This window comes from Betaproteobacteria bacterium, from assembly GCA_016720855.1.
GTDB lineage: Bacteria > Pseudomonadota > Gammaproteobacteria > Burkholderiales > Usitatibacteraceae > FEB-7.
In genome coordinates this window covers 128,974-149,747 of sequence record JADKJU010000003.1, presented here as the reverse complement: position 1 = coordinate 149,747, position 20,774 = coordinate 128,974, and the positions used below count along the sequence as shown (strand labels likewise).

The window sequence follows — 20,774 nt, the reverse complement described above, 5'->3', positions numbered from 1 at the left end:
CTTGGACGTCCTCTCGAATCTGGCGCTGGGCTTCGGTGTCGCGCTCACCCTCAAGAACCTGACCTACTGCTTCGTCGGCGTCTTCCTCGGCACGCTCATCGGCGTCCTGCCCGGCATCGGCCCGCTGGTCACCATCGCGATGCTGCTGCCGATCACCTTCGGCCTCGACCCGGTGAGTTCCCTCATCATGCTGGCCGGCATCTTCTACGGCGCGCAATACGGCGGCTCGACCACGGCCATTCTCGTCAACATGCCCGGCGAGGTCTCCTCGGCCGTGACGGCCATCGACGGCTACCAGATGGCGCGCCAGGGGCGCGCCGGGCCGGCACTCGCCATCGCGGCGATTTCCTCCTTCGTGGCCGGAATCATCTCGACGGTGCTGGTCGCCTTTTTCGGGCCGCTGGTCGGCATGTGGGCGCTCGAGTTCGGGGCGGCCGAGTATTTCTCGCTGATGCTGATGGGCCTCGTCTTCTCCGCGGTGCTGGCGCATGGCGACCTCGTGAAGTCCCTCGCGATGGTGGTGATCGGGCTGATGCTCGGCCTCGTGGGCACGGACGTCACCTCGGGTCTGCCTCGCTTCTCCTTCGGCGTGGCGGAACTGCTCGACGGCGTGGGCTTCACGGTGGTCGCGGTCGGCCTCTTCGCCGTCGCGGAAATTGTCCAGAACCTCGCCCGCACCGACAAGGTGGAGGTCTTCACCAAGGATGTGAAGAACCTCATGCCAACCTGGGCGGACATCAAGACCGCCACGATGCCGACCCTGCGCGGAACGGCCCTGGGCTCCTTCTTCGGCGCGCTGCCGGGCATCACCGCCTCCGTGGCGTCCTTCTCGGCCTACATGCTGGAGAAGAAGCTCGCGAAGGATCCCTCGCGGTTCGGCAAGGGCGCCATCGAAGGCGTTGCCGCGCCGGAGGCCGCCAACAATGCCGCGGCGCAGACGCACTTCATTCCCACCCTGACGCTGGGCATCCCCGCGAGCGCCGTCATGGCGCTGATGCTGGGCGCCCTCACGATGCAGGGCATCCAGCCCGGCCCGCAGGTGATGACGTCCCGGCCCGACCTCTTCTGGGGACTCGTCGCCAGCATGTTCGTCGGCAACGTCCTGCTCCTCCTGCTCAACCTGCCCCTGGTGGGTCTCTGGGCGCGCCTCATACAGGTGCCGTACCGGTGGCTGTTTCCCGCCATCCTGATGTTCGCCGCGCTCGGCAACTTCAGCCTGAACAACAGCGCCATGGACGTCTACCTGTGCGCGGCCGTCGGCGTGCTGGGCTACGTCTTCGCGAAACTCGATTGCCAGCCGGCCCCCCTCATCCTCGGCTACGTGCTCGGACCGATGCTCGAGGAAAACCTCCGTCGCGCACTCCTCATGTCGGACGGCAGCTTCGCGGTCTTCTTCACCCGCCCCATCAGTGTCGCATTCCTCCTGGTCACCGCGCTGATTCTCCTCGCCATGGTTGTGCCGGCGCTGCGCCGCGGCAAGGAACTTGCGCTCGAGGAAGGCGACGCCGGCTGAACCGGCACGGCTTCATATTCGCTTCAGGACAATGACGAAAGGATTCTCCATGAGCAACGCCCCCCTTGCCGACGTTCGCCGCAATTTCGAGCGCGTTTCCCCCGATACCGTGGCGCACGCCGCCGCGTTTCAGGCCGCGATCCTCGCCGATGTCGCCGGGCGCCGCGGCACGATGGACCGTGTCGCACCCCTGGTCCCGGGCATGAGGCTCGCGGGACCGGCATTCACGATCGAAGTGCGCCCCGGTGACAACCTCATGATTCACGCCGCCATGGCGATGGCGAAGCCGGGCGACGTGCTGGTGATCGACGGCAAGGGCGACACCAGCTGCGCCCTCATGGGTGCCCTCATGATCAATGCCTGCAAGGTCCTGGGGCTTGGCGGGGTTGTCATAGACGGGGCCATTCGCGATACCGATGAACTGCGGGAGCTGGGCTTCCCCGTCTTTGCGGTTGGAGCGAATCCCAACGGGCCCACGAAGTTCATCCCCGGCCGCATCAACTGGCCCGTTTCCGCGGGAGGCATCTGCGTGAACCCGGGTGACCTGATCATCGGCGACGCCGATGGCGTTGTCGTGGTCGAGCGTGAAAAGGCCGCATCGCTCCTGCCCCTGGCCGAAAGGAAAGTCGCGGACGAGACGAAGCGCCTGGACGACATCAAGGCAAGACGGGCGCTCAAGCCGGGCTGGCTCGATGCATCCCTGCGCGCGGCAGGCGTGCTGAAGGAGGGCGAGACGCTGTGAGCCGGAAACCCGCCCTTCTCGTCACGGCGGCCGATCTTGCGCCGCAGGCACTTTCGCTCCTGACCGACTTCGAGGTGATCTACGCGGGCAAGACGCCCGACGAGGACACGATTACTGCCCTGTGCCAGGAGCACCAGCCCGTGGCGATCATCGTGCGCTACGGGAAGATACCCGTCCGGGTGATCGATGCGTCGAAATCCCTTCGCGTGATCTCCAAGCACGGCACCGGAATCGATACCATCGATTCCAGGGCGGCGGCAGCGCGGGGCATTGCGGTGAAGGCCGCCGCGGGCGCCAATGCCGACGCCGTGGCGGAGCACTCGTGGGCCCTCATCCTCGCGTGCGCCAAGAATGCGGTATTCCTGGACGGGCGCATGCGCGCGGGTTTCTGGGACAAGGCTACGCACAAGAGCCTGGAACTGAAGGGCAAGACGCTCGGCGTGGTGGGCATCGGCGCAATCGGGCGCCGCGTCGCCGAGTTGGGCTTGGCCTTCGGCATGCAGGTCGTGGCCTTCGATCCGTTTGCCAAGGCAGCGCCTGCGGGAGTGATTCTCCTCGAACTCGGGGAATTGCTGGCACGGTCGCACGTCGTGTCGCTCAACTGCCCGCTCACCGAGGACAATCGCCACCTGATCAACCGTGAGTCCCTCGGCACGATGCGTGACGGCGCAATCCTCGTGAACACCGGACGTGGAGGGCTCATCGACGAAGTCGCCCTTCTCGAGGCGCTGGCCAGCGGAAAGCTGCGCGCGGCGGGACTGGATGCTTTTGCCGTCGAGCCGCTCGTCGGCGAGCACCACTTCAAGGCGGTCCAGAACGTCGTGCTTTCCCCTCATGTCGGCGGGGTGAGCGAGGATGCCTACGTGAACATGGGCATCGCTGCAGCGCGCAATGTGCTGGCCGTGCTTTCAGGGCCGCGCTCCGAGGTCGTCGCCTGAGCGGGCGCCCGCTTCATCCGACTCACCTCGATACTGCGCCCGCCGCCGGCGCGAAGCGGGCCCGATCCCGTACCATTCGGCCTTCCGGCACCCTTGGCCGGCATACCCGGGTCGCCCAATGAAGTCCTATTTCATGCAGTCCTCCGCCGACCGCGCCACGATCGAGCTGCGCGAGGCCGCCGTGCCCGATCCGGGCCCCCGGCAGCTCCTGGTGCGCATGCGCGCGGCCGGCCTCAACCGCGGCGAGTTCATCGTCGGGCACGGCCTCATGAAGACCGGCGCCGTGAAGGCGATCGGCATGGAAGGGGCTGGGGAGGTGGTGAGGGCCGGCGCCGGCGTGACCCGCTTCCGGGCGGGCCAGCGCGTGATGGGGCGCTGCGCCGGTGCGTTCTCCGAATACGCGCTGATGGATGAGCGCGAGACGATGGCCGTGCCGGACATCCTCTCGTGGGAAGAGGCCGCGTCGATCCCGCTCACCTTCCTGGTGGCGCACGACATGCTCTTCGCACAGGGTCGCCTGGCACCCGGCGAGTGGGTGCTCGTGACCGGCATCTCCTCCGGCGTTGGCGTGGCCGCGTTGCAAGCGGCGAAGGAACGCGGCGCGAAGGTCATCGGCACTTCAGGCTCGCAGGGAAAGCTCGACCGGCTGAAGCCCCTGGGGCTGGACCTCGGGATCTGCACCCGCAAGGGCGATTTCCACGACGCCGTCATTCAGGCCACCGGCGGTCATGGTGTCGACCTGGTCGTGAACACGGTCGGCGGTTCCGTCTTCGCCGAGTGCGTGCGCTCCATGGCATTCGAGGGACGGCTCGCGACGGTGGGCTACGTCGACGGGGTGCTCAAAGCCGAGATCGACATCCAGGCGCTGCATGCGAAGCGCCTGACGCTCTTCGGCGTATCGAACAAGCTGCGCACCGCGGAGCAGCGAGCCGCGGGCGTGCCCGCCTTCCTGGCCGACCTGATGCCCGCGATCGCCGCCGGGCGCTTGAGGCCCGTCATCGACCGCGTCTTTCCGTTCGGGCAGCTCGAGGCGGCCCGGGACCACATGGAAGCGAGCCGCCACCTCGGCAAGATCGTGCTGTCGATACCCGCATGACCCCCATGACTGAAGGGCGAGACATGATCCGTTCCCCCGCACTGGCAGCGGCGGATACGGTGGGGCGAGCGCTGACCGTGAGCAGCCGCGATCGCTCGCCGCGTCCCCGGGGACCGCGGGGCAGCACCTACTGCGGGACGACGCCCGCTTCCTTGATTATCTTCGACCAGCGCACGTTCTCGGCGCGCATGTAGGCGCCGAAATCGGCCGGGCTCATCGGGCGGATCTCTGCGCCCTCGTCGATGAGCCGCTTGCGGATCACCGGGTCGACGAGCACGGCGGCGACGGCGGCGTTCAACTTCTGCACGACTTCGGGCGGCAGGCCCTTCGGCCCCACGAAGCCGGTCCAGGTGCCGACCTCGAAGTCCGCGAGTCCCAGTTCGATGAGGGTGGGGACGTCCGGCACGGCGGGGTTGCGCTCGCGCGAGGCGAGGCCGATGGCGCGCACCTTCCCGCCACGGATCTGCGGCACCACCGCCGGAAGCGTGGCGAAGGAAAGCTGCGCCTCGCCGGTCAGCACCGCGAGCACCGACGGCGAGCCTCCCTTGTACGGCACGTGCGTGATGTTCGCGGAGATGGCCCGCACGAGGAGTTCGCCCGCGAGGTGGCCGGGCGAGCCGACGCCGGAGGAGGCGTAGAAGGTCGGCGTCGTCGCGGCGAGCTCCTTCAGCTGCGCGGGGGTCTTGAACGTGGTCTGGGTCGACGCGATGAGGATCATCGGGTAGGAGCCGATCATCGCGATGGGCGTGAAGTCGTCGATCGGGTGGAACTTGCGCGTCTTGTAGAGCCCCGGGTTGATCGCGTGCACGGCGACGGTCGTCATGAGCAGCATGTAGCCGTCGGGATTGCCCTGCAGCATGACCTCGGCCGCGAAATCCCCGGCGCCGCCCGGCTTGTTCTCGATCACGATGGGCTGGCCCAGGCGCTCGCCCAGCTTCGGCGCGAGGAGGCGCGCGACCACGTCGGTCGAGCCACCGGGCGCATACCCGATGAGGATCTTCACGGGCCTCTCGGGCCAGGCTGCGGCGGCCGGAAGGGCGGGGCACAGGATCACCGCCAGGCAGGCGATTGCGAAGCGGGTGAAATGCGGGGCCATCGGCTTGCTCCCCTGTCGTTGGGGTTTCGCGGTCACTTGCCGCGGAAGACGGGCTTGCGCTTTTCCATGAAGGCGGTGCGTCCCTCGGCGTAATCCTCGCTCTCGAAGCAGTCGAGGATGAGCCGGCGGCACAGTTCCATGTCGATCCCGGAATCGGGCTTGAGGACCTCCCGCATGATGCGCTTGCCGACCTTCATCGTGAGCGGCGCGCCGGTCGAGATCATGGTCGCGTACTCGGCGACCAGGGCATCGAGCTCCTCCACGGGCACCACGCGGTTCACGAGCCCGATGTCGCGCGCCTCCTGCGCGGGCAGGCGGCGGGCGGTGAAGAAGATGTCCTTCGCGTGGCCGGGGCCCACGAGGTCCACGAGGTTCTTGAGGGCGGAGAAGCGGTAACCCAGCCCCAGCCGCGTGGCGGGAATGGCGAACACCGAGTCGGCGGACGCGAGGCGGATGTCGCAGCTGATGGCGACGTTGACGCCGCCCCCGATGCAATACCCGCGGATGGCCGCGATCGTGGGCTTGCCGAAATCGTGGATGCCCATGAGGGCATCTTCCGCCATCACCTCGTAGCGCTTCACGGCCTCGCGCGCTGCGCGCATGTCCTCGAACTGGGAGATGTCCGCGCCGGAGACGAAGGACTTCGTCCCCTCGCCCGAGAATACGACCAGGCGGACGGCATCGTCCGCCTCGGCCCGGGCCAGGAGAGGCGGCAACGCCTCCCACATGTCCACCGAGAGGGCGTTGTGCTTGGCGGGATTGTTGAAGCGGATGTGGAGGACGGCTCCGTCGCGCCAGGTCTTCACGCGCTCGGTGGGGCTTGCGTAGGTCGTGTCGGTCATCAGAAGACTCCGGCGGCTTTCATTCGGGCAATGGATTCGGCATCGTAGCCGGCCTCGGCAAGAACCTCCTCGGTATGCTCGCCACGGCGCGGCGCCGCGCGTGCGATCGTCGAGGGCGTGCGCGTGAGGGTCACGGGCTGGCCGAGCAGGTGCTTCTCGCCTTGGTACTTCGAGACGACGGTCTTCACCATCCCCAGGTGCTTGACCTGCGGCTCGTCGAAGACGTCCTTCAGGTCGTTGATGCGCCCGCAAGCCACGCCCGCCTGGTTGAGCATCTCGATCCAGTGATCGCTGGTGTGCGCGAGGAGGCGCTTCTCGATCTCGGCGTTCAGCCAGTCGCGATGCATCGAGCGGTTGGCCTTGCTCTTCGAGCGATCGTCGGTGATCCACTCCGGGGCGCCCATCGCTTCGGCGAAGCGCTCCCAGATCTTGCCGCCGAAGACGGCAATGTTGATGTGGCCGTCCTTCGTGCGGTAGACGCCCGTGGGGATGCTCGTGGGATGGAAGTTGCCGGCCTGCTTCGGGATCTCGCCGTCGACCGTCCAGCGCGCGGTCTGGAAATCCATCATGTAGATCATCGCTTCCAGGAGCGAGGTGTGCAGCCACTGGCCCTTGCCGGATTGCTCGCGCTCGAGGAGCGCCACGGTGATTCCGTAGGCCGCGAAGATGCCGCCGCACAGGTCCGCGATGGGGATGCCCACGCGCACCGGTCCCTGGCCGGGCAGTCCCGTGACCGACATGAGCCCGCCCATGCCCTGCGCGATCTGGTCGAAGCCCGGGCGGCTGGCGTAGGGGCCGGTCTGCCCGAAGCCCGAGATGCTGGCGTACACCAGGCGGGGGTTTTCCTTCGCGAGCGAGTCGTAGTCGATGCCCAGGCGCACCTTCACGTCGGGACGGAAGTTCTCGATGACGACGTCGGCGGCGGCCGCGAGCTTCTTCAGCGCCGCGATGCCCTCGGGGTTCTTGAGGTCGAGCGTGATCGAGCGCTTGTTTCGGTGCGTGTACTGGTAGTCGGAGCCCTCCTGCCCGCCGAGGGTGTCGTCGCCGCGCATGTGCTCCGGCATCTGCACCTGGATAACGTCGGCACCCCAGTCGGCCAGCTGGCGCGCGCACGTGGGGCCGGCGCGGACCTGGGTCAGGTCGATCACCCGGAAGCGCGCGAGCGCCCGGGATGCGGGAATGTGGGGCATGGCCTCTCCGTCCTGTGCGGTCGCGGGGCAGCCGGGAGGCGGGCACCGTGCCAAGGTTGTTCGACGCAGATCATACAGGCGCACGGCAGGCTGCCACCCGCACCGCCCGTATGGACGCTTTCGCTCGCCTTTCCCGGCTTGGGACGGCAAAATGGCGGACCGCAGCCGCGCCCCGGCCGCCGGTATCGCGTCATCCACAACCGAAGAGGAAGACCATGTCCCCGTTCGCCAAGGCTTTTGTTCGAGGCGCGCTTGCGTTGGCCGCCGTGCTCGCCATTCCCGTTCCCGCGCTGGCCCAGGCCTGGCCCGCCAAGCCCATCACGATCATCGTGCCCTTCGCGCCCGGCGGCGGCTCCGACTTCATCGGCCGCTTCATGGCGCAGCGCCTGTCCACCGCGCTCGGCCAGCCCGTCCTGGTCGATAACCGGCCCGGCGCCGGAAGCCTGCTGGGCATCGAGGTGATGAGCAAGGCGAAGCCCGACGGCTATACGCTCGGCCTCGTCGCGACGAGCTACGCCGTGCTGCCTTCGCTCTACAAGATGACCTTCGACCCGATCAACGACATCACGCCCGTCATCCAGATCTCGCAGGGCCCGATGCTGCTCGTGGCCAACCCGAACATTCCCGCGAAGAACGTGAAGGAACTCATCGAATACGCCAAGAAGAAGCCGGGCGGCCTCAACTACGCTTCCGCGGGGCAGGGCAGCATCACGCACCTGGCGGGCGCGCTGTTCGCGACCATGGCCGGCATCAAGATGACGCACGTTCCCTACAAGGGCACGGGCCCGGCTCTCACGGACACGATCTCGGGCACCGCCGACATCTTCTTCAGCAGCACGGCGACTTCCCTGCAGCACGTGAAGGGCGGGAAGCTGCGCGCCATCGGCGTCACCACGACCAAGCGCCTGCCCGCGCTGCCGGACGTGCCCACCATCGCCGAATCCGGCCTGCCCGGCTACGAGGCGGTGCTCTGGCACGGTCTCATCGGTCCCAAGGGGATGCCGAAGGAAGTTGTCGAGCGCATCAATGGCGAGGTGTCCAAGGCGCTCAAGCTCAAGGAAACCAGCGACACGCTCGAAGGCGACGGCGTCGCCCCTGCGGGCGGGTCGGCCGCCGCGTTCGGCGCGCAGATCAAGCGCGACATCGAGGAGTGGGGCAAGGTCGTCAAGGCGGCCGGCGTCGTCGTGCAGTAACCGCAAACGGGAAGAGCGCCGCCCCGGCGGCGCCCCCACTATCGAGGAGAATCCCATGATCGTGAAATCGTGCGCGGCGGCCCTGGCCGTGCTCGCCGTCCATGCCTTCCCGGCGCAGGCGCAGGGACCGGCGCCGGGCTTCCCGTCGAAGCAGATCCTGTTCATCGTGACCTCGCCGCCCGGCGGCTCGAACGACACGTTCGCGCGCGCCATCGGCAAGAAGCTGGGCGAGGCGCTCGGCAAGCCCGTTGTCGTCGAGAACCGGCCCGGCGCCACCGGGTCGATCGGTGAGGCCTTCGTGGCGAAAGCGCCGCCGGACGGCCACACGATCGTGATGATCTCCTCGACGTACACCACGAAATCCGCCATCGCGACCAACCTGCCCTTCGACCCTCTGAAGGCGTTTGCGCCCGTGGCGATGGTGGGCAAGGGTCCGATGATCCTCGCGGTCTCCCCCGGGCTGCCGGTGAAGACGCCCGATGAGTTCTTCGCGCTGGCGAAGTCGAAGCCCGGCAAACTCAACTACGCGACCTCCGGCACCGGCAGCATCAATCATTTCGCGACCGAACTGCTCGACGACGCGGCCGGCATCCAGATGACGCATGTCCCCTACAAGGGCATGGGGCCCGCGACGACCGACCTCATGGCCGGCCACGTCGACGTCCTCATCGCCAGTGCCCCGTCGATGCTCGCGCAGGTGAAGGGCGGCAAGGTGAAGGGCATCGGCGTCACGACGCTCAAGGCCTCGCCGATCGCCCCGGGCCTGCCGCCGCTCGCGGGCGCCGGCGCTTCCGGCTACAACGTGGAACTCTGGTGGGGAGTGCTGGCGCCGGCCGGCACGCCGAAGGAAGTCGTCGCGAGGCTGAACGCGGAGATCAACAAGGCGCTCGCCACGGACGAGATGAGGGATTTCCTCGCGCGCGAAGGCGCGCAGGCGGCCCCGATGACGCCGGAGGGTTTTGCCGAAGTCATCCGCAACGACATCGAGCGCTGGAAGAAGGTGGCGAAGGCCGCCGACATCAAGGCGGACTGAAGCGTCCTCCCCGTTCAACCTGCAAGGCCCCGGACCCATGACCCGACTCGATGAAAGCGCCAAGGGCGTCTACGTCATCACGGTGACGCCCTTCGGCGACGACGGCGCGCTGGATTCTGAGAGCACCGATCGCGTAACCGACTTCTACCTCGACAAGGGCGCCACGGGCCTCACAGTCCTCGGCGTGATGGGCGAGGCCCCCAAGCTCACGGCCGACGAGTCCCGCGCCTACGTGAAGCGGGTGCTCGCGCGCGTGAACGGCCGGGTGCCGGTGATCGTGGGAGTCTCCTCGCCCGGCTTCGCGGCGATGGGCGAGTTGGCGAAGAGCGTGATGGACCTGGGCGCCTCGGGCGTGATGGTGGGGCCGGCCTCCACCGTGAAGACCGACGACCAGGCCGTGGCCTACTACGAAATGGCGGCCGAGACCCTCGGGCCGGCCACGCCATTCTGCGTGCAGGATCACCCCCTTGCCTACGGCGCGCAGCTTCCCGTACCGGTGCTCCTGCGGATCTTCAAGTCGATTCCGTCGGCGGTGATGCTCAAGCACGAGGACTGGCCCGGGCCCGGGCTTGCCAAGCTCTCCGCGATGCGCGCCGCGAGCGGCAAGGGCGAGATTCGCCGCATCTCGATCCTCGCCGGCAATGGCGGCGGGCTCTTCCTGCCCGAGGAACTCTCGCGCGGCGCGGATGGCGCCATGACCGGCTTCAGCTATCCCGAGATGATGGCCGATGTGGTGAAGGCCCATGCGGCCGGCAAGGTCGAGCGCGCGCACGACCTGTTCGACGCGTACCTGCCGCTCGCCCGCTACGAGCAGCAGACGGGGCTGGGGCTCGCCGTTCGCAAGTACATGCTGTTCAAGCGCGGCGCGATCGCCTCGGCGGCCATACGCAAACCCGGGCCGAAGCTCTCGGCCGCGGACATCGCCGACATCGATCGGCTCATCGCGCGGCAGGAACGCCGCTTGAAGGAACTCGGCTGATGGCACTCGATCCGAAAGTCATTTCCACGCTGTCGAAGGTCACCACCGCGACCATCACGACCCTCCTCCTCAAGAAGGGCCTGCGCAACGTCTGGATGCGCGGCACCCGCCCGCTCAACCCCGGGCAGCCGCGCCTCGTGGGCCCGGCGTTCACGCTGCGCTTCGTGCCGGCGCGAGAGGATCTCGCCACGCCGGAGTCGTGGTCGAAGCCGATCTCGACGCGCGCCGCCATCGAGGCCATGCCCGAAGGCTGCATCACCGTGGCCGACGCGATGGGCGTCACCGACGCGGGCATTTTCGGCGACATCCTGTGCGCGCGCATGAAGAGGAAGGGCGTGGCCGCGCTCGTCACCGACGGCGTCCTGCGCGACGTGGCCGGCGTTCGCGGCACGGGACTTCCCGTGTGGTGCCAGGGCGGGGCAGCGCCGCCTTCGGTCGCCGGCCTCACGTTCGTGAACTGGGGCGAGCCCATCGGTTGCGGCGGCGTGGCCGTGTTCCCCGACGACGTGGTGGTCGTGGATGACGACGGGGCCGTGCTGATCCCGCAGGCGCTCGTCGAGGACATCGTCGCCGCGGCCCCGGAGCAGGAACGGCTCGAGAGCTGGATCATGGCGCAGGTGGAGAATGGCGCGTCCCTTCCCGGCCTTTATCCCCCCAACGCCGAGAACAAGGCGCGCTACGAGGCGTCGAAAGCGAAGCAATGAGGTGCAAGCTTTTCGTTCCGGGCTCGCGCCCGGAACTCTTCGCCAAGGCGATGGCGGGCGAGGCCGACGCAATCTCCATCGACCTCGAGGATGCCGTCGACGAGAGCCGCAAGGACGAGGCGCGTCTGGCGGTGGCGAAGTTCCTGCGTTCGCTGCCTGCCGGCAAGCCGAAGACGATCATCGTGCGCGTGAACGGCATCGACACGCCGCACTTCGGCAAGGACGTCGAGGCCATCACGGGCCCGGGGCTCGACCTCGTGAACTTGCCCATGACCGGCAGCGCGGACGACGTGCGCTTCGCAGCCGAGGTCATCGCCCGGGTGGAGAAGGCGAAGGGCGTGGAGAAGCCCGCCGGCATCCTCGCCAACATCGAGACGCCGAAGGCTTTTCGCCTCGCCGCCGAGATCGCCGGCGCCGATCCGCGCGTGGCCGGCCTGCAGCTCGGCTTCGGCGACCTCCTCGAGCCCTACGGCATCGATCGCTATGATCCGCGCGTCGTGCTGCATTTCCAGCTCGGTGTGAAGCTCGCCGCGGCGGAAGCCGGCGTGTTCGCCCTCGACTCGGCCATGGCCGACGTGAAGAACCTGGAGTTCCTCAGGCAGGAAGCCGAAACGGCCCGAAGGCTGGGCTACGTGGGCAAGTCCGCCATCCATCCCGGCCAGGTCGCGGTGATCAACGAGGTGTTCCGTCCCACCGAGGCCGAGATCGCGCATTCGCTCAAGGTCGTGGCCTCGGCAAGGGAGGCGGCGGCGAAGGGTGTGGGCGCATGGACCGTGGACGGCAAGATGATCGACGCGCCGTTCGTGACCCGCGCGGAGGCGATCCTTCGCATCGCGAAGAAGCTCGGCCTGGTCGCCGAGAGCGCCGGAACGGGCTGGGAGTAGGGTCACGGCGGTGACGCTCCCCCGGCGCGACTACGACCCCTCTGCCCGCGGAACGCTTGCGGGCGTGCGCGTGCTCGACCTCTCGCGCCTCATCGCGGGAAACACCCTCACGCAGGTGCTGGCCGACTTCGGGGCCGAGGTGATAAAGGTGGAACCCCCCGCCGGCGACACGCTGCGCGCGTGGGTCACGCAGGGCGTGGACACCAACTGGAAGCTCTACGCCCGGAACAAGAAGAGCCTCGCCCTCGACCTGCGCAAGCCCGAGGCGCGCGAGCTGCTGCTGAAGCTGGTGCCCTCGGCGCAGCTCTTCGTCGAGAGCTTCCGCCCCGGGACGCTGGAAAAGATGGGACTGTCGCCGGATGACCTGCTGCGCCTGAACCCGAAGCTCGTGATCCTGCGCGTCTCCGGCTGGGGGCAGGACGGTCCCTATGCCAGGCGCCCCGGCTTCGGCACGCTCGTCGAGGGCATGTCGGGATTCGCTGCGCTGAACGGCTTCGCGGACCGCGAGCCGGTGCTGCCGCCCATGTATCTCGCGGACTCGATCGCCGGCCTCTACGGGGCATCGGCCGCGATGATCGCGCTGCGCGAGGTGGAGGTGAACGGCGGCCGGGGGCAGGTGATCGACCTGCCGCTGCTCGATCCGCTCTTCACCGTGCTGGGGCCGCATGCCGCCAATTACCGCCTGACGGGCAAGGTGAAGCCGCGCGCGGGGAGCCGCTCCACCAACTCCGGGCCGCGCAATGCCTACCGGTGCAAGGACGCGCTCTTCGTGGGGCTCTCGGCCTCCACGCAAAAGATGGCCGAACGCCTCTTCCGCTCGATCGGCCGCGAGGACCTCGTGGACGACCCGCGCTACCGCACGAACGCGGACCGCGTGAAGAATGCCGCGCAGCTCGACGCGATCATCGGTGCGTTCGTCGCGCAACGCACGCAGGCCGAGAACGTCGCCTTCTTCGAGACGGCCGAGGTCACCATCGGCCCGATCTACGACATCGCGCAGATCGTCGAGGACCCGCACGTCCGCGCGCGCGAGCTCGTCGCCGACTATCCCGATCCCGACATGGGGAGCTATCCCATGCACCACGTGGTGCCGCGCATGACCGGGACGCCGGGGTCGATCCGCACACCGGCGCCCAGGCTCGGGGAGAACAACCGGGCGCTGCTGGCCGAAGCGGGCATTGGCGACGAAGACTACGCGCGGCTGCTGGCCGAAGGCGTGGCTTGCGAGGCGCGGCCCGCCGACGCGGCCGAAGGGAAATGAACGCGTTCGTGGCCACCGTGCCCGCACTTGACGCAGCCGCCGCATGATCGCCGGCCTCGTCCAGATCCTCCTTTTCCAGGGCCTCGGGGAACTGGTCGCGAAGTTCCTCCTGCCGCTCATCCCCGGCCCCGTGATCGGGCTCGTGCTCCTCGTCGCCTGGCTGCGGGTCCGTGGCAAGGTGCCGGAATCGCTCGATTTCGTGGCTACTGCCTTCAGCCAGAACCTCGGGCTGCTGTTCGTTCCCGCGGCGGTGGGCGTCGTGATGTTCTGGCCGCAGATCCGCTCGCAAGCGGCCGCGGTCGTCGCCGCGCTCGTGGTGAGCGTGATCGCGACCCTGGCGGTAACGGCACTGGTGCTGCGCGCCATCGCGAAGGAACCTCCGGAATGACGCCCGCCCTGCCGGCCATCCACGAGATCTGGGTCTATCTCTCCGGCAGCCCGCTGCTCGCGCTCGTGCTCACGCTCTCGGCGTACCAGGCGGGCGTAATGCTCTACGAGCACGCTGGCCGCAATCCGTTTGCCAACCCGGTCGCCATCGCGATCGCCATCGTGGCGGCCGTGATCACGCTGATCGACATGCCCTACGCAAAGTACTTCGAGGGCGCGCAATTCGTGCATTTCCTCCTGGGCACGGCGACCGTGGCGCTGGCGGTGCCGATCTACAAGGGGCTTGATGCGCTTCGCGGGCGCATCTTCCCGCTGCTCGCCGCGTTGCTCGCCGGCGGTGCGACCTCGATCGTGAGCGCCGTGGGCACCGCCAGGCTGCTCGGCGCGGATTCGGCGATCGTCGGCGGCTTCTACGCGAAGTCGGTCACCGCGCCGATCGCGATGGGCGTGGCGGAGCGGATCAACGTGTCCCCGACGCTCACGGCCGTGTTCGCGGTCTCGACCGGCATCCTCGGCGCGATCCTCGTGCGCGTGGTCCTGAATGCCGTCGGTTCCAGGGCGTGGTGGCAGCGCGGATTCGCGCTGGGGGTGGCCGCGCATGGCATCGGCACTTCCCGCGCCTTCAGCGTCCACCCCGAGGCGGGAACCTACGCGAGCCTGGGGATGGGATTGCACGGCGTCCTGGGGGCGGTGCTGATTCCTCTGGCGCTGCAGTACGTCCGCTAGACTGTCGGCATGACGTCCGAATCCCCGCACCTTCCCCTCGACGGCATCCGCGTCGTCGAGTTGTCGCACATGGTCATGGGCCCGACTTGCGGGCTCGTCCTGGCGGACCTGGGCGCCGAAGTGATCAAGGTGGAACCCGCTGGCAAGGGTGATCCCACGCGCTACCTCACGAGCAGCGGCGCTGGCTTTTTCGCCTCGTTCAACCGCAACAAGAAGAGCGTGACCCTCGACCTGTCCTCGCCCGGAGGAATCGCGGCCGCCAGGAAGCTCGCCGGGACGGCCGATGTTTTCCTGGAAAACTTTCGTCCCGGCGCGCTGGAGGCAAAGGGCCTGGGCTACGAGGCGCTGTCCGCCGTGAACCCGCGCCTCATCTACTGCTCGCTCAAGGGGTTCCTCGCGGGCCCCTACGAGAACCGCACCGCACTCGACGAGGTGGTGCAGATGATGAGCGGTCTCGCATTCATGACCGGCCCCGTGGGCCGGCCGCTGCGCGCCGGCGCGCCCGTGAACGACATGATGGGCGGCCTGTTCGGCGTCATCGCCATCATGGCCGCGCTGCGCGACCGCGACCGCACCGGCAAGGGCCAGTACGTCCAGAGCGGCCTCTTCGAGAATGCCGCGTGGCTGGTGTCCACGCACATGATGCAGCATGCCAGCACGGGCAAGGCGCTCGAGCCCATGTCGGCCGGCAGGCGCGCGTGGGGCGTGTACGACATCTTCACCTCGTCGGACGGCACGAGTATCTTCCTGGGCGTGGTCACCGAGCGCCAATGGGAGATCTTCACGGCCGCACTGGGCGAGCCCGAACTGGCCGATCCCGCCTACGCCACCAACAACCTGCGCTCGCAGGCACGCGAGACGCTGATCCCGCAGGTGGCGAAACTGCTTGCCCGACGGACGATCGCGCAACTCGAGGCGCTTTGCGAGAAGGCGGGCCTGCCCTTCGCGCGCATCCGGACGCCCTCAGACCTGTTCGACGACCCGCACCTCGACGCGGGCGGCATGATCGACCTGGCGCTGCCGGACGGAAGGCCGACGCGCATTCCCGCGCTGCCGATCCAGTTCGGCACCGAAAGACTCGGGTTGCGCCTGCCCCTGCCGAAGCCCGGGGAGCACAACGAGGAGATCCTTGCGCCGCTGGACGTTGCCGTATCCGCTTCTTCCGCCCCATCCCTCCGTGGAGATACGCATGACCAAACGTGATCTTTTCCGCCTTGCCGGCGCGACCCTGATGGCCGCGCTCCTGCCGTCGTTCGCCCTTGCGCAGGACTATCCGGCGAAGTCCATCAAGCTGGTCGTGCCGTTCCCGCCCGCGGGCGGCACCGACGTGCTCTCGCGCGCCATCGCCCAGGCGATCACGAGCACGACCAAGTGGGCCATCGTGATCGACAACCGTCCCGGCGCGGGCGGCAACATCGGCCTGGACGCCACCGCCAAGTCGGCAGCGGACGGCTACACGATCGCGATGGGGCAAACGGCGAACCTCGCGGTGAACCCGGCCCTCTACACGAAGATGCCCTTCGACCCGCTCAAGGACTTCGCGCCGATCGCGCTCATCTCCTCTCAGCCGCTCATCCTGGTGGTCGCCGCCAACTCGCCCTACAGGACGCTGAAGGAATTGGTGGACGCTGCCAGGGCGAATCCCGGCAAGCTCAACATGGCCTCGCCCGGCAACGGGACCATCGGCCACATTGGCGGCGAGATGTTCCAGCGGCGCTCCGGCATCGCGATGGCGCACGTGCCCTACAAGGGGGCCGGGCCTGCCGTGGCCGACCTGATGGGCGGCAGCGTGGACTGCTACTTCGGCAACTCGATTGCGGTGGGCGGCCTTGTCGCCGGGGGACGCATACGGGCGGTCGCCGTCACTTCGCCCAAGCGCATGGCGATCCTGCCGGACGTGCCGACGATCGCTGAATCGGGCTACGCCGGATTCGAGGCGGCCACGTGGAGTGGACTCGTGGCGCCCGCCGGAACGCCCAGGGCCATCATCGACAAGCTGAACGCCGAGGCCAACAAGGCCCTGGGTCGTCCGGAGATGGTCGACAAGCTCAAGGAAGACGGAAGCACGCCGCTGGGCGGCACGGCGCAACATTTCGCGGACTTCATCAGGACCGAGAACGCAAAGTGGGGCGCGGTCGTTCGCGAAGCGGGCATCAAGCTCGACTAGGCCGAACCGTTCCCGTTGCCCGGAAGCTGCGGCCTGTCCCGTTCCCGGTTCACGAGGCAGAGAAATCCCAGCGGCTCGTCGGATGCGGCATGGAACTGGTGCCAGGTCATGGGAGGCACGCTCACGAGGTCGTTGCGGCCGAGGTCGAATTCGCTCTCGCCCACCCGGCAGCGACCCTTGCCGCGGATCACCATCACGTTGTGCACGTGCTCGTGGCGCTCGAGCGTGGTCCAGCCCCCCGGAGCGACTTCGAAGTAGCGAAGCTGCGTGGCGAGCGACGGGTCGTCGAACAGAACCTGGCGCGTCACGTCCCGGAAGGGCGCCGAGCCTTCCTGCTTGTACTCCAGCACCTCCACGCCTTCCCAGTGGAAGGCGCCGTCGTGCCTGCGGACGAGCTTGCCAGACATGATTGTCCTCACCCCAACCCCCTCCCGGAGGGAGAGGAAGCACTTTGGCGAACCGTTGCGACGAACTCGCGGCTGCGCTCGGCAAGCGCATCGCCCGCGGTCAGCAGCCCGCCCCCGATGAGCAGCATCGTATCGCGTCCGTAGTCCGCGATCATCTCGCCGACGCGCGCCACGCCCATGCCGCCGGCGGGAACGGGGAGGATCGGCGCGAGGCACTCCCAGGGGTCGCGCGCCGCGGCGGCGATCGCCAGGCAGGTATCGCGGCTGTAGCTGAACCGGCCGCCGTGGTTCGGGAAGATGGTCGCATCGGCGCCGAAGAGACGAAACAGCTTGCCCAGCAGCAAGGCAGGCGCCATGCGGCAGGCGCCAGCAAGGGCCGGGTGCGCGAGGAGCGCCAGCCCGAACTCGCGGCGCATCTCGACGAAAGCGGGTAGCCCCACGAGCATCGGGGCCACGAGCGCCATGCCGACGCCGCAGTCTCCTGCGATGCGCGCCTGTTCCGCCAGCGCCTTCGGCCCGCCGGAAAAGGTGGGCGCGTAGATCGTGTGTCCGCCGGTTTCGCGGTTGGCGGCGTCGATGGCGCGCTGCACCGCGGGCACTCGCGCGGCGAAGGGGGAGAAGGACTGATTGGCCAGGCCGTGGTCGTCCTTGATGACGTCGATCCCGGCGCGCGCGAAGGCGCCGGCGAGGCTGGCGAGATGCTCCACGGTCGAGCCCTGCGGCTTGAGCGCCGTGCAAGTGAGGGCGCGATACGGCGCCTGCAGGCGATCGCGTAGCCCGGCGATGCCGAAAGCCGGCCCCGGAAAGGCGGGCGCGTATCCGTTCGGGAAGGCGACGTCGAGGAGTTCCACTTCCGGCTGGAGCGAGCAGTTGCCGAAGAGCATGTTCACGAGTTGAGAGGCTTCGTGGCCGGTGGTCCCGGCGGCGATGCCGAGCGTCACTTCGTAGCTGTCCTCACCCGATGCCCCTTTCCCGGAGCGAGACGGGAGCGGGGGCTGGGCCGACCCGGGAGCGGAAAGACACGACCGGACCGACTCGACGGTCGCGACCACCTCGCCCAGAACGCGCGGATCGCGAATGGCGTCGACGGGCATTTCCACGCTCTGCTCGGTTGCCAGCGCCGTGGCGCGCGCGTCGATGTCGCTGGCGGAAGCGGTGACGCGATAGGTGGCGAGGATGCGATCGCTCATGGTGTCAGGCTGCCCTCAGCGAATCGACGATCTCCAGCCGCGCCGCGCGCACGCTGGGCAGGAACCCGCCCACGAGTCCCATGAAGAGGGAGAACGCGATCGTCGAGAAAACGATCGAGGGAGTGAGGTAGAAGCCGAAGGCGAGCTGGCTGAAGCTCTGGAAGTTCATCGTCGTGATGGTGAAGGCCTGGAGAAAGGACGCGAGCGCGAGGCCGGCCACTCCCCCGGCGAGCGCGAGCAGCAGCGATTCGGCGAGAAACGCCGCGAGGATGCTGGAACGCCGGAACCCCAGTGCGCGCATCGTCCCGATTTCGCTCGTGCGGCTGGCCACGCTCGCGTACATCGTGATCATGGCCCCGATCATCGCACCGATCGAAAAGATGACGGACAGGGCCACGCCAAGGTAGCTGATGAAGGTGGAGAGCGATTGCGACTGGTCCTGGTAGAAGAGCGGCTCCTGCTTCACCTCGAGGATGAGACGCTGGTCGGCAGCGACTCGTGCCTTGAAGGCCTCGAACTGGTCGGCGCCGCCCAGCCGTGCGAGGACCGAGGAATAGGCCGAGCGGCGGAAGGCCTGCATCATCTGCTCCACGTCGCCCCAGATCTCGGAATCGAAGCTGCTCTTTTCCCCGTCGAAAGTGCCCACGACCGTCCACTCGCGCCCCGCGAAGCGCAGCTTCTCCCCGATGCTGGTGCCGTCGAAGCCCTCGCCGATCGCGCGCCCCACCACGACCTCCGACGAGCCCGGACGGAACATCCGGCCGTCGATCACCTTCACTTGCGGACGCAGCCTGATCCCCATCGCCGGCATCCCGCGCACGACGAGGTTGGCAGGCTTGTCGCTGCCGCGCTTGGGGATGGCGATGAGGACGATCGTCTCCTTGGAGACGAGCGGCGCGCCGTCCTCGCCGCGCGCGACCTCCGGCAGCGTCTCCACGAGCGAAGCCTGGTCCCGGTACACGGCGCTCTGGATCTCCGTCTGCGCCGCCGGCCGCAGAAGCACCGCATTTTCGTAGCTGCCCGTGGACACGAGTGTCTTCTTGAGTCCCGCATCGAGCATCAGCACGGCGGCAAAGACGAAGACGACGAGCGCCATGCCGCCGGCGGTCAGGACCGTGGTGAGCTTCCTCGTCCAGAGGTTGCGGAAGATGTAGGAGAGCGGGATCCTCATTCTTCAGGCGCCCTCGCCCTCGACCCATCTTCCGGAGGCAGAGGGGAGCAATGGGCTGCCTCTCCCGCAGGCATAGGGCTGGGGCGAGGGTCTATCCAATGTAGCGCAGCCCGTCGACGATCTTCACGCGCGCCGCCCGGATGGACGGCAGTATCCCGGCGAGCACGCCGACGGCGAGCGCGGAGGCGACCTGCATCGTCACCGTCCCGGGCGTCACCCTGAATACCGGGAACATCGATCCCATCGCCGCCTTGAATCCCGCCGCCGCGGGAAAGGTGGCCAGGATCCCCAGCGCCCCCCCCATCGCGGTGATCATGAGCGACTCGCCGACGATGAGCGCCGCCACGAACGCCGGGCCGAATCCGAGCGCCTTGAGCGTCGCGTATTCCGCCAGGCGCTCGCGCGCCGTCATCGCCATGGTGTTGGCCACCACGGCGAAGATGATCACGATCACCACGAACGAGACGACGCGAATCGCCATGATGATGGTCTCGGTCTGGGCGATGAAGCTCAGCTGGAAGGCCTTTTCGGTCTCGGTGAGCGTCTCGGCCAGCGAATTGCGGAACTCCTTGTCCACGACCTGGCTGATCTCCGCTGCGCGCGAGCCGTCGGCGATCTGGATGATGAACACGCCCACCTGCTCGGCGCGGCGGGGGTAGAGCTTCTTGATCTGCTCGTTGAGGTAGTCCCAGTGGAAATAGAGCTGGCGCGTGATCGTGGTGTCGTCGCGCGGCTCGTACACGCCGCGCACCACGAACTCCCAGTTGCCCGGGTAGATCGTGCCCTTCACGGTGATCACGTCGCCTACCCTGAAGCCGTGCTGGTTCACGAGGTGGCGCCCGACCATGACGCCGCGCCGGTCCTTCTTGAACGCGAGGAGCTCTTCCGGGTTGGTCCTGAACTCCGGGTAGAGGTCGAAGAAGTTCTCGTGGTCGACGGCGAACTGGGCGAAGAAGTTGGTCGGCGACATGTCCTTGTAGATGCCGCCGAACCAGTTGGAGACGGCAACCCCCGTGACGCCGTCGATTGCCCGGATGCGGTCGCGGTAGTACACGGGCAGGGGAAAGACCAGCGAGACCGCGTTCCTCGCGATGAGGCGCTGCGCCGAGGCCATCTCGGAGCCCGCGTACCACGCGTTCACGACCGTCTGCAGCAGGCCGAAGGCGAGGATCGCCACCACCAGCCCCACGAGCGTGAGCAGGCTCCTCAGCTTGTGCCGGAAGATGTTCTTGAAGACGAGTTTCAGGTAATGCAT

Annotated in this window: 21 protein-coding genes; 14 read left to right on the top strand and 7 right to left on the bottom strand. The window is 68.0% G+C overall.

Annotated elements, in window-relative coordinates; genetic code table 11:
• Position 1: 1 nt before the first annotated feature.
• From IPP91_14330 to IPP91_14315, 4 genes are all read left to right on the top strand, one after another.
• On the top strand, positions 2 to 1,513 hold the full coding sequence (locus IPP91_14330; protein MBL0143241.1) for a tripartite tricarboxylate transporter permease: 1,512 nt from the start codon (positions 2 to 4) through the stop codon (positions 1,511 to 1,513).
• A gap of 49 nt (positions 1,514 to 1,562) precedes the next feature.
• Entirely contained in the window at positions 1,563 to 2,255 is a 693-nt protein-coding gene (locus IPP91_14325; protein ID MBL0143240.1) for an RraA family protein, read from the top strand.
• Positions 2,252 to 3,193 carry a hydroxyacid dehydrogenase gene (locus IPP91_14320; protein ID MBL0143239.1) on the top strand — a complete coding sequence of 314 codons (942 nt, stop codon included), beginning with the start codon at positions 2,252 to 2,254 and terminating at the stop codon, positions 3,191 to 3,193. Before IPP91_14325 ends, IPP91_14320 begins: the two co-directional genes overlap by 4 nt.
• A 118-nt stretch (positions 3,194 to 3,311) precedes the next feature.
• Positions 3,312 to 4,289: a zinc-binding dehydrogenase gene (locus IPP91_14315; protein MBL0143238.1), complete on the top strand. Its 978-nt coding sequence runs from the start codon at positions 3,312 to 3,314 to the stop codon at positions 4,287 to 4,289.
• A gap of 127 nt (positions 4,290 to 4,416) precedes the next feature.
• Here IPP91_14315 and IPP91_14310 read toward each other — a convergent pair whose 3' ends face one another.
• Genes IPP91_14310 through IPP91_14300 form a run of 3 tightly spaced genes read right to left on the bottom strand, consistent with a single transcriptional unit; the run spans position 4,417 to position 7,417 of the window.
• Complete coding sequence (locus IPP91_14310) at positions 4,417 to 5,385, bottom strand: tripartite tricarboxylate transporter substrate binding protein (protein ID MBL0143237.1); 969 nt, start codon at positions 5,383 to 5,385, stop codon at positions 4,417 to 4,419.
• 32 nt (positions 5,386 to 5,417) lie between these two features.
• A complete protein-coding gene (locus IPP91_14305; GenBank protein MBL0143236.1) occupies positions 5,418 to 6,227 on the bottom strand; it encodes an enoyl-CoA hydratase/isomerase family protein in 810 nt (269 codons plus the stop codon).
• On the bottom strand, positions 6,227 to 7,417 hold the full coding sequence (locus IPP91_14300; protein MBL0143235.1) for a CoA transferase: 1,191 nt from the start codon (positions 7,415 to 7,417) through the stop codon (positions 6,227 to 6,229). Before IPP91_14300 ends, IPP91_14305 begins: the two co-directional genes overlap by 1 nt.
• A 215-nt stretch (positions 7,418 to 7,632) precedes the next feature.
• On the opposite strand from IPP91_14300, the gene IPP91_14295 reads away from it, so the two are divergent.
• The 10 genes from IPP91_14295 to IPP91_14250 are packed head-to-tail and all read left to right on the top strand — an operon-like array spanning position 7,633 to position 16,751.
• Positions 7,633 to 8,610 carry a tripartite tricarboxylate transporter substrate binding protein gene (locus IPP91_14295; protein MBL0143234.1) on the top strand — a complete coding sequence of 326 codons (978 nt, stop codon included), beginning with the start codon at positions 7,633 to 7,635 and terminating at the stop codon, positions 8,608 to 8,610.
• Between the two features lie 55 nt (positions 8,611 to 8,665).
• On the top strand, positions 8,666 to 9,643 hold the full coding sequence (locus IPP91_14290; protein ID MBL0143233.1) for a tripartite tricarboxylate transporter substrate binding protein: 978 nt from the start codon (positions 8,666 to 8,668) through the stop codon (positions 9,641 to 9,643).
• Positions 9,644 to 9,680: 37 nt separating this feature from the next.
• The gene (locus tag IPP91_14285; GenBank protein ID MBL0143232.1) at positions 9,681 to 10,622 is read left to right on the top strand and encodes a dihydrodipicolinate synthase family protein; all 942 of its coding nucleotides are present in this window, start codon (positions 9,681 to 9,683) and stop codon (positions 10,620 to 10,622) included.
• Positions 10,622 to 11,326 carry a ribonuclease activity regulator RraA gene (locus IPP91_14280; GenBank protein ID MBL0143231.1) on the top strand — a complete coding sequence of 235 codons (705 nt, stop codon included), beginning with the start codon at positions 10,622 to 10,624 and terminating at the stop codon, positions 11,324 to 11,326. The genes IPP91_14285 and IPP91_14280 overlap by 1 nt, the downstream gene beginning before the upstream one ends.
• On the top strand, positions 11,323 to 12,210 hold the full coding sequence (locus tag IPP91_14275; protein ID MBL0143230.1) for a CoA ester lyase: 888 nt from the start codon (positions 11,323 to 11,325) through the stop codon (positions 12,208 to 12,210). Before IPP91_14280 ends, IPP91_14275 begins: the two co-directional genes overlap by 4 nt.
• A 10-nt stretch (positions 12,211 to 12,220) precedes the next feature.
• Complete coding sequence (locus IPP91_14270) at positions 12,221 to 13,471, top strand: CoA transferase (GenBank protein ID MBL0143229.1); 1,251 nt, start codon at positions 12,221 to 12,223, stop codon at positions 13,469 to 13,471.
• A gap of 43 nt (positions 13,472 to 13,514) precedes the next feature.
• Complete coding sequence (locus tag IPP91_14265; protein MBL0143228.1) at positions 13,515 to 13,859, top strand: CidA/LrgA family protein; 345 nt, start codon at positions 13,515 to 13,517, stop codon at positions 13,857 to 13,859.
• A complete protein-coding gene (locus IPP91_14260; GenBank protein MBL0143227.1) occupies positions 13,856 to 14,584 on the top strand; it encodes an LrgB family protein in 729 nt (242 codons plus the stop codon). Before IPP91_14265 ends, IPP91_14260 begins: the two co-directional genes overlap by 4 nt.
• A 9-nt stretch (positions 14,585 to 14,593) precedes the next feature.
• Positions 14,594 to 15,787 carry a CoA transferase gene (locus IPP91_14255; GenBank protein ID MBL0143226.1) on the top strand — a complete coding sequence of 398 codons (1,194 nt, stop codon included), beginning with the start codon at positions 14,594 to 14,596 and terminating at the stop codon, positions 15,785 to 15,787.
• A complete protein-coding gene (locus IPP91_14250) occupies positions 15,774 to 16,751 on the top strand; it encodes a tripartite tricarboxylate transporter substrate binding protein (GenBank protein ID MBL0143225.1) in 978 nt (325 codons plus the stop codon). The genes IPP91_14255 and IPP91_14250 overlap by 14 nt, the downstream gene beginning before the upstream one ends.
• On the opposite strand, the gene IPP91_14245 is transcribed toward IPP91_14250, so the two are convergent.
• The 4 genes from IPP91_14245 to IPP91_14230 form a co-directional block, all read right to left on the bottom strand.
• On the bottom strand, positions 16,748 to 17,158 hold the full coding sequence (locus tag IPP91_14245; GenBank protein MBL0143224.1) for a cupin domain-containing protein: 411 nt from the start codon (positions 17,156 to 17,158) through the stop codon (positions 16,748 to 16,750). The two genes, IPP91_14250 and IPP91_14245, sit on opposite strands and share 4 nt — an antisense overlap.
• A gap of 8 nt (positions 17,159 to 17,166) precedes the next feature.
• Positions 17,167 to 18,348: a ribulose 1,5-bisphosphate carboxylase gene (locus tag IPP91_14240; GenBank protein ID MBL0143223.1), complete on the bottom strand. Its 1,182-nt coding sequence runs from the start codon at positions 18,346 to 18,348 to the stop codon at positions 17,167 to 17,169.
• Between the two features lie 4 nt (positions 18,349 to 18,352).
• On the bottom strand, positions 18,353 to 19,519 hold the full coding sequence (locus IPP91_14235) for an ABC transporter permease (GenBank protein ID MBL0143222.1): 1,167 nt from the start codon (positions 19,517 to 19,519) through the stop codon (positions 18,353 to 18,355).
• Between the two features lie 91 nt (positions 19,520 to 19,610).
• Positions 19,611 to 20,774, bottom strand: a complete 1,164-nt coding sequence (locus IPP91_14230) for an ABC transporter permease (protein MBL0143221.1) — start codon at positions 20,772 to 20,774, stop codon at positions 19,611 to 19,613.

Excerpts from the sequence above, each read along its gene's own strand:
- IPP91_14315 (MBL0143238.1), top strand. The coding sequence starts at position 3,312 with ATGAAGTCCTATTTCATGCAGTCCTCCGCCGACCGCGCCACGATCGAG.
- IPP91_14245 (MBL0143224.1), bottom strand. The coding sequence starts at position 17,158 with ATGTCTGGCAAGCTCGTCCGCAGGCACGACGGCGCCTTCCACTGGGAA.
- IPP91_14300 (MBL0143235.1), bottom strand. The coding sequence starts at position 7,417 with ATGCCCCACATTCCCGCATCCCGGGCGCTCGCGCGCTTCCGGGTGATC.
- IPP91_14275 (MBL0143230.1), top strand. The coding sequence starts at position 11,323 with ATGAGGTGCAAGCTTTTCGTTCCGGGCTCGCGCCCGGAACTCTTCGCC.
- IPP91_14305 (MBL0143236.1), bottom strand. The coding sequence starts at position 6,227 with ATGACCGACACGACCTACGCAAGCCCCACCGAGCGCGTGAAGACCTGG.
- IPP91_14260 (MBL0143227.1), top strand. The coding sequence starts at position 13,856 with ATGACGCCCGCCCTGCCGGCCATCCACGAGATCTGGGTCTATCTCTCC.
- IPP91_14290 (MBL0143233.1), top strand. The coding sequence starts at position 8,666 with ATGATCGTGAAATCGTGCGCGGCGGCCCTGGCCGTGCTCGCCGTCCAT.
- IPP91_14240 (MBL0143223.1), bottom strand. The coding sequence starts at position 18,348 with ATGAGCGATCGCATCCTCGCCACCTATCGCGTCACCGCTTCCGCCAGC.
- IPP91_14235 (MBL0143222.1), bottom strand. The coding sequence starts at position 19,519 with ATGAGGATCCCGCTCTCCTACATCTTCCGCAACCTCTGGACGAGGAAG.
- IPP91_14255 (MBL0143226.1), top strand. The coding sequence starts at position 14,594 with ATGACGTCCGAATCCCCGCACCTTCCCCTCGACGGCATCCGCGTCGTC.
- IPP91_14295 (MBL0143234.1), top strand. The coding sequence starts at position 7,633 with ATGTCCCCGTTCGCCAAGGCTTTTGTTCGAGGCGCGCTTGCGTTGGCC.
- IPP91_14230 (MBL0143221.1), bottom strand. The coding sequence starts at position 20,774 with ATGCATTACCTGAAACTCGTCTTCAAGAACATCTTCCGGCACAAGCTG.
- IPP91_14265 (MBL0143228.1), top strand. The coding sequence starts at position 13,515 with ATGATCGCCGGCCTCGTCCAGATCCTCCTTTTCCAGGGCCTCGGGGAA.
- IPP91_14280 (MBL0143231.1), top strand. The coding sequence starts at position 10,622 with ATGGCACTCGATCCGAAAGTCATTTCCACGCTGTCGAAGGTCACCACC.
- IPP91_14250 (MBL0143225.1), top strand. The coding sequence starts at position 15,774 with ATGACCAAACGTGATCTTTTCCGCCTTGCCGGCGCGACCCTGATGGCC.
- IPP91_14310 (MBL0143237.1), bottom strand. The coding sequence starts at position 5,385 with ATGGCCCCGCATTTCACCCGCTTCGCAATCGCCTGCCTGGCGGTGATC.
- IPP91_14325 (MBL0143240.1), top strand. The coding sequence starts at position 1,563 with ATGAGCAACGCCCCCCTTGCCGACGTTCGCCGCAATTTCGAGCGCGTT.
- IPP91_14285 (MBL0143232.1), top strand. The coding sequence starts at position 9,681 with ATGACCCGACTCGATGAAAGCGCCAAGGGCGTCTACGTCATCACGGTG.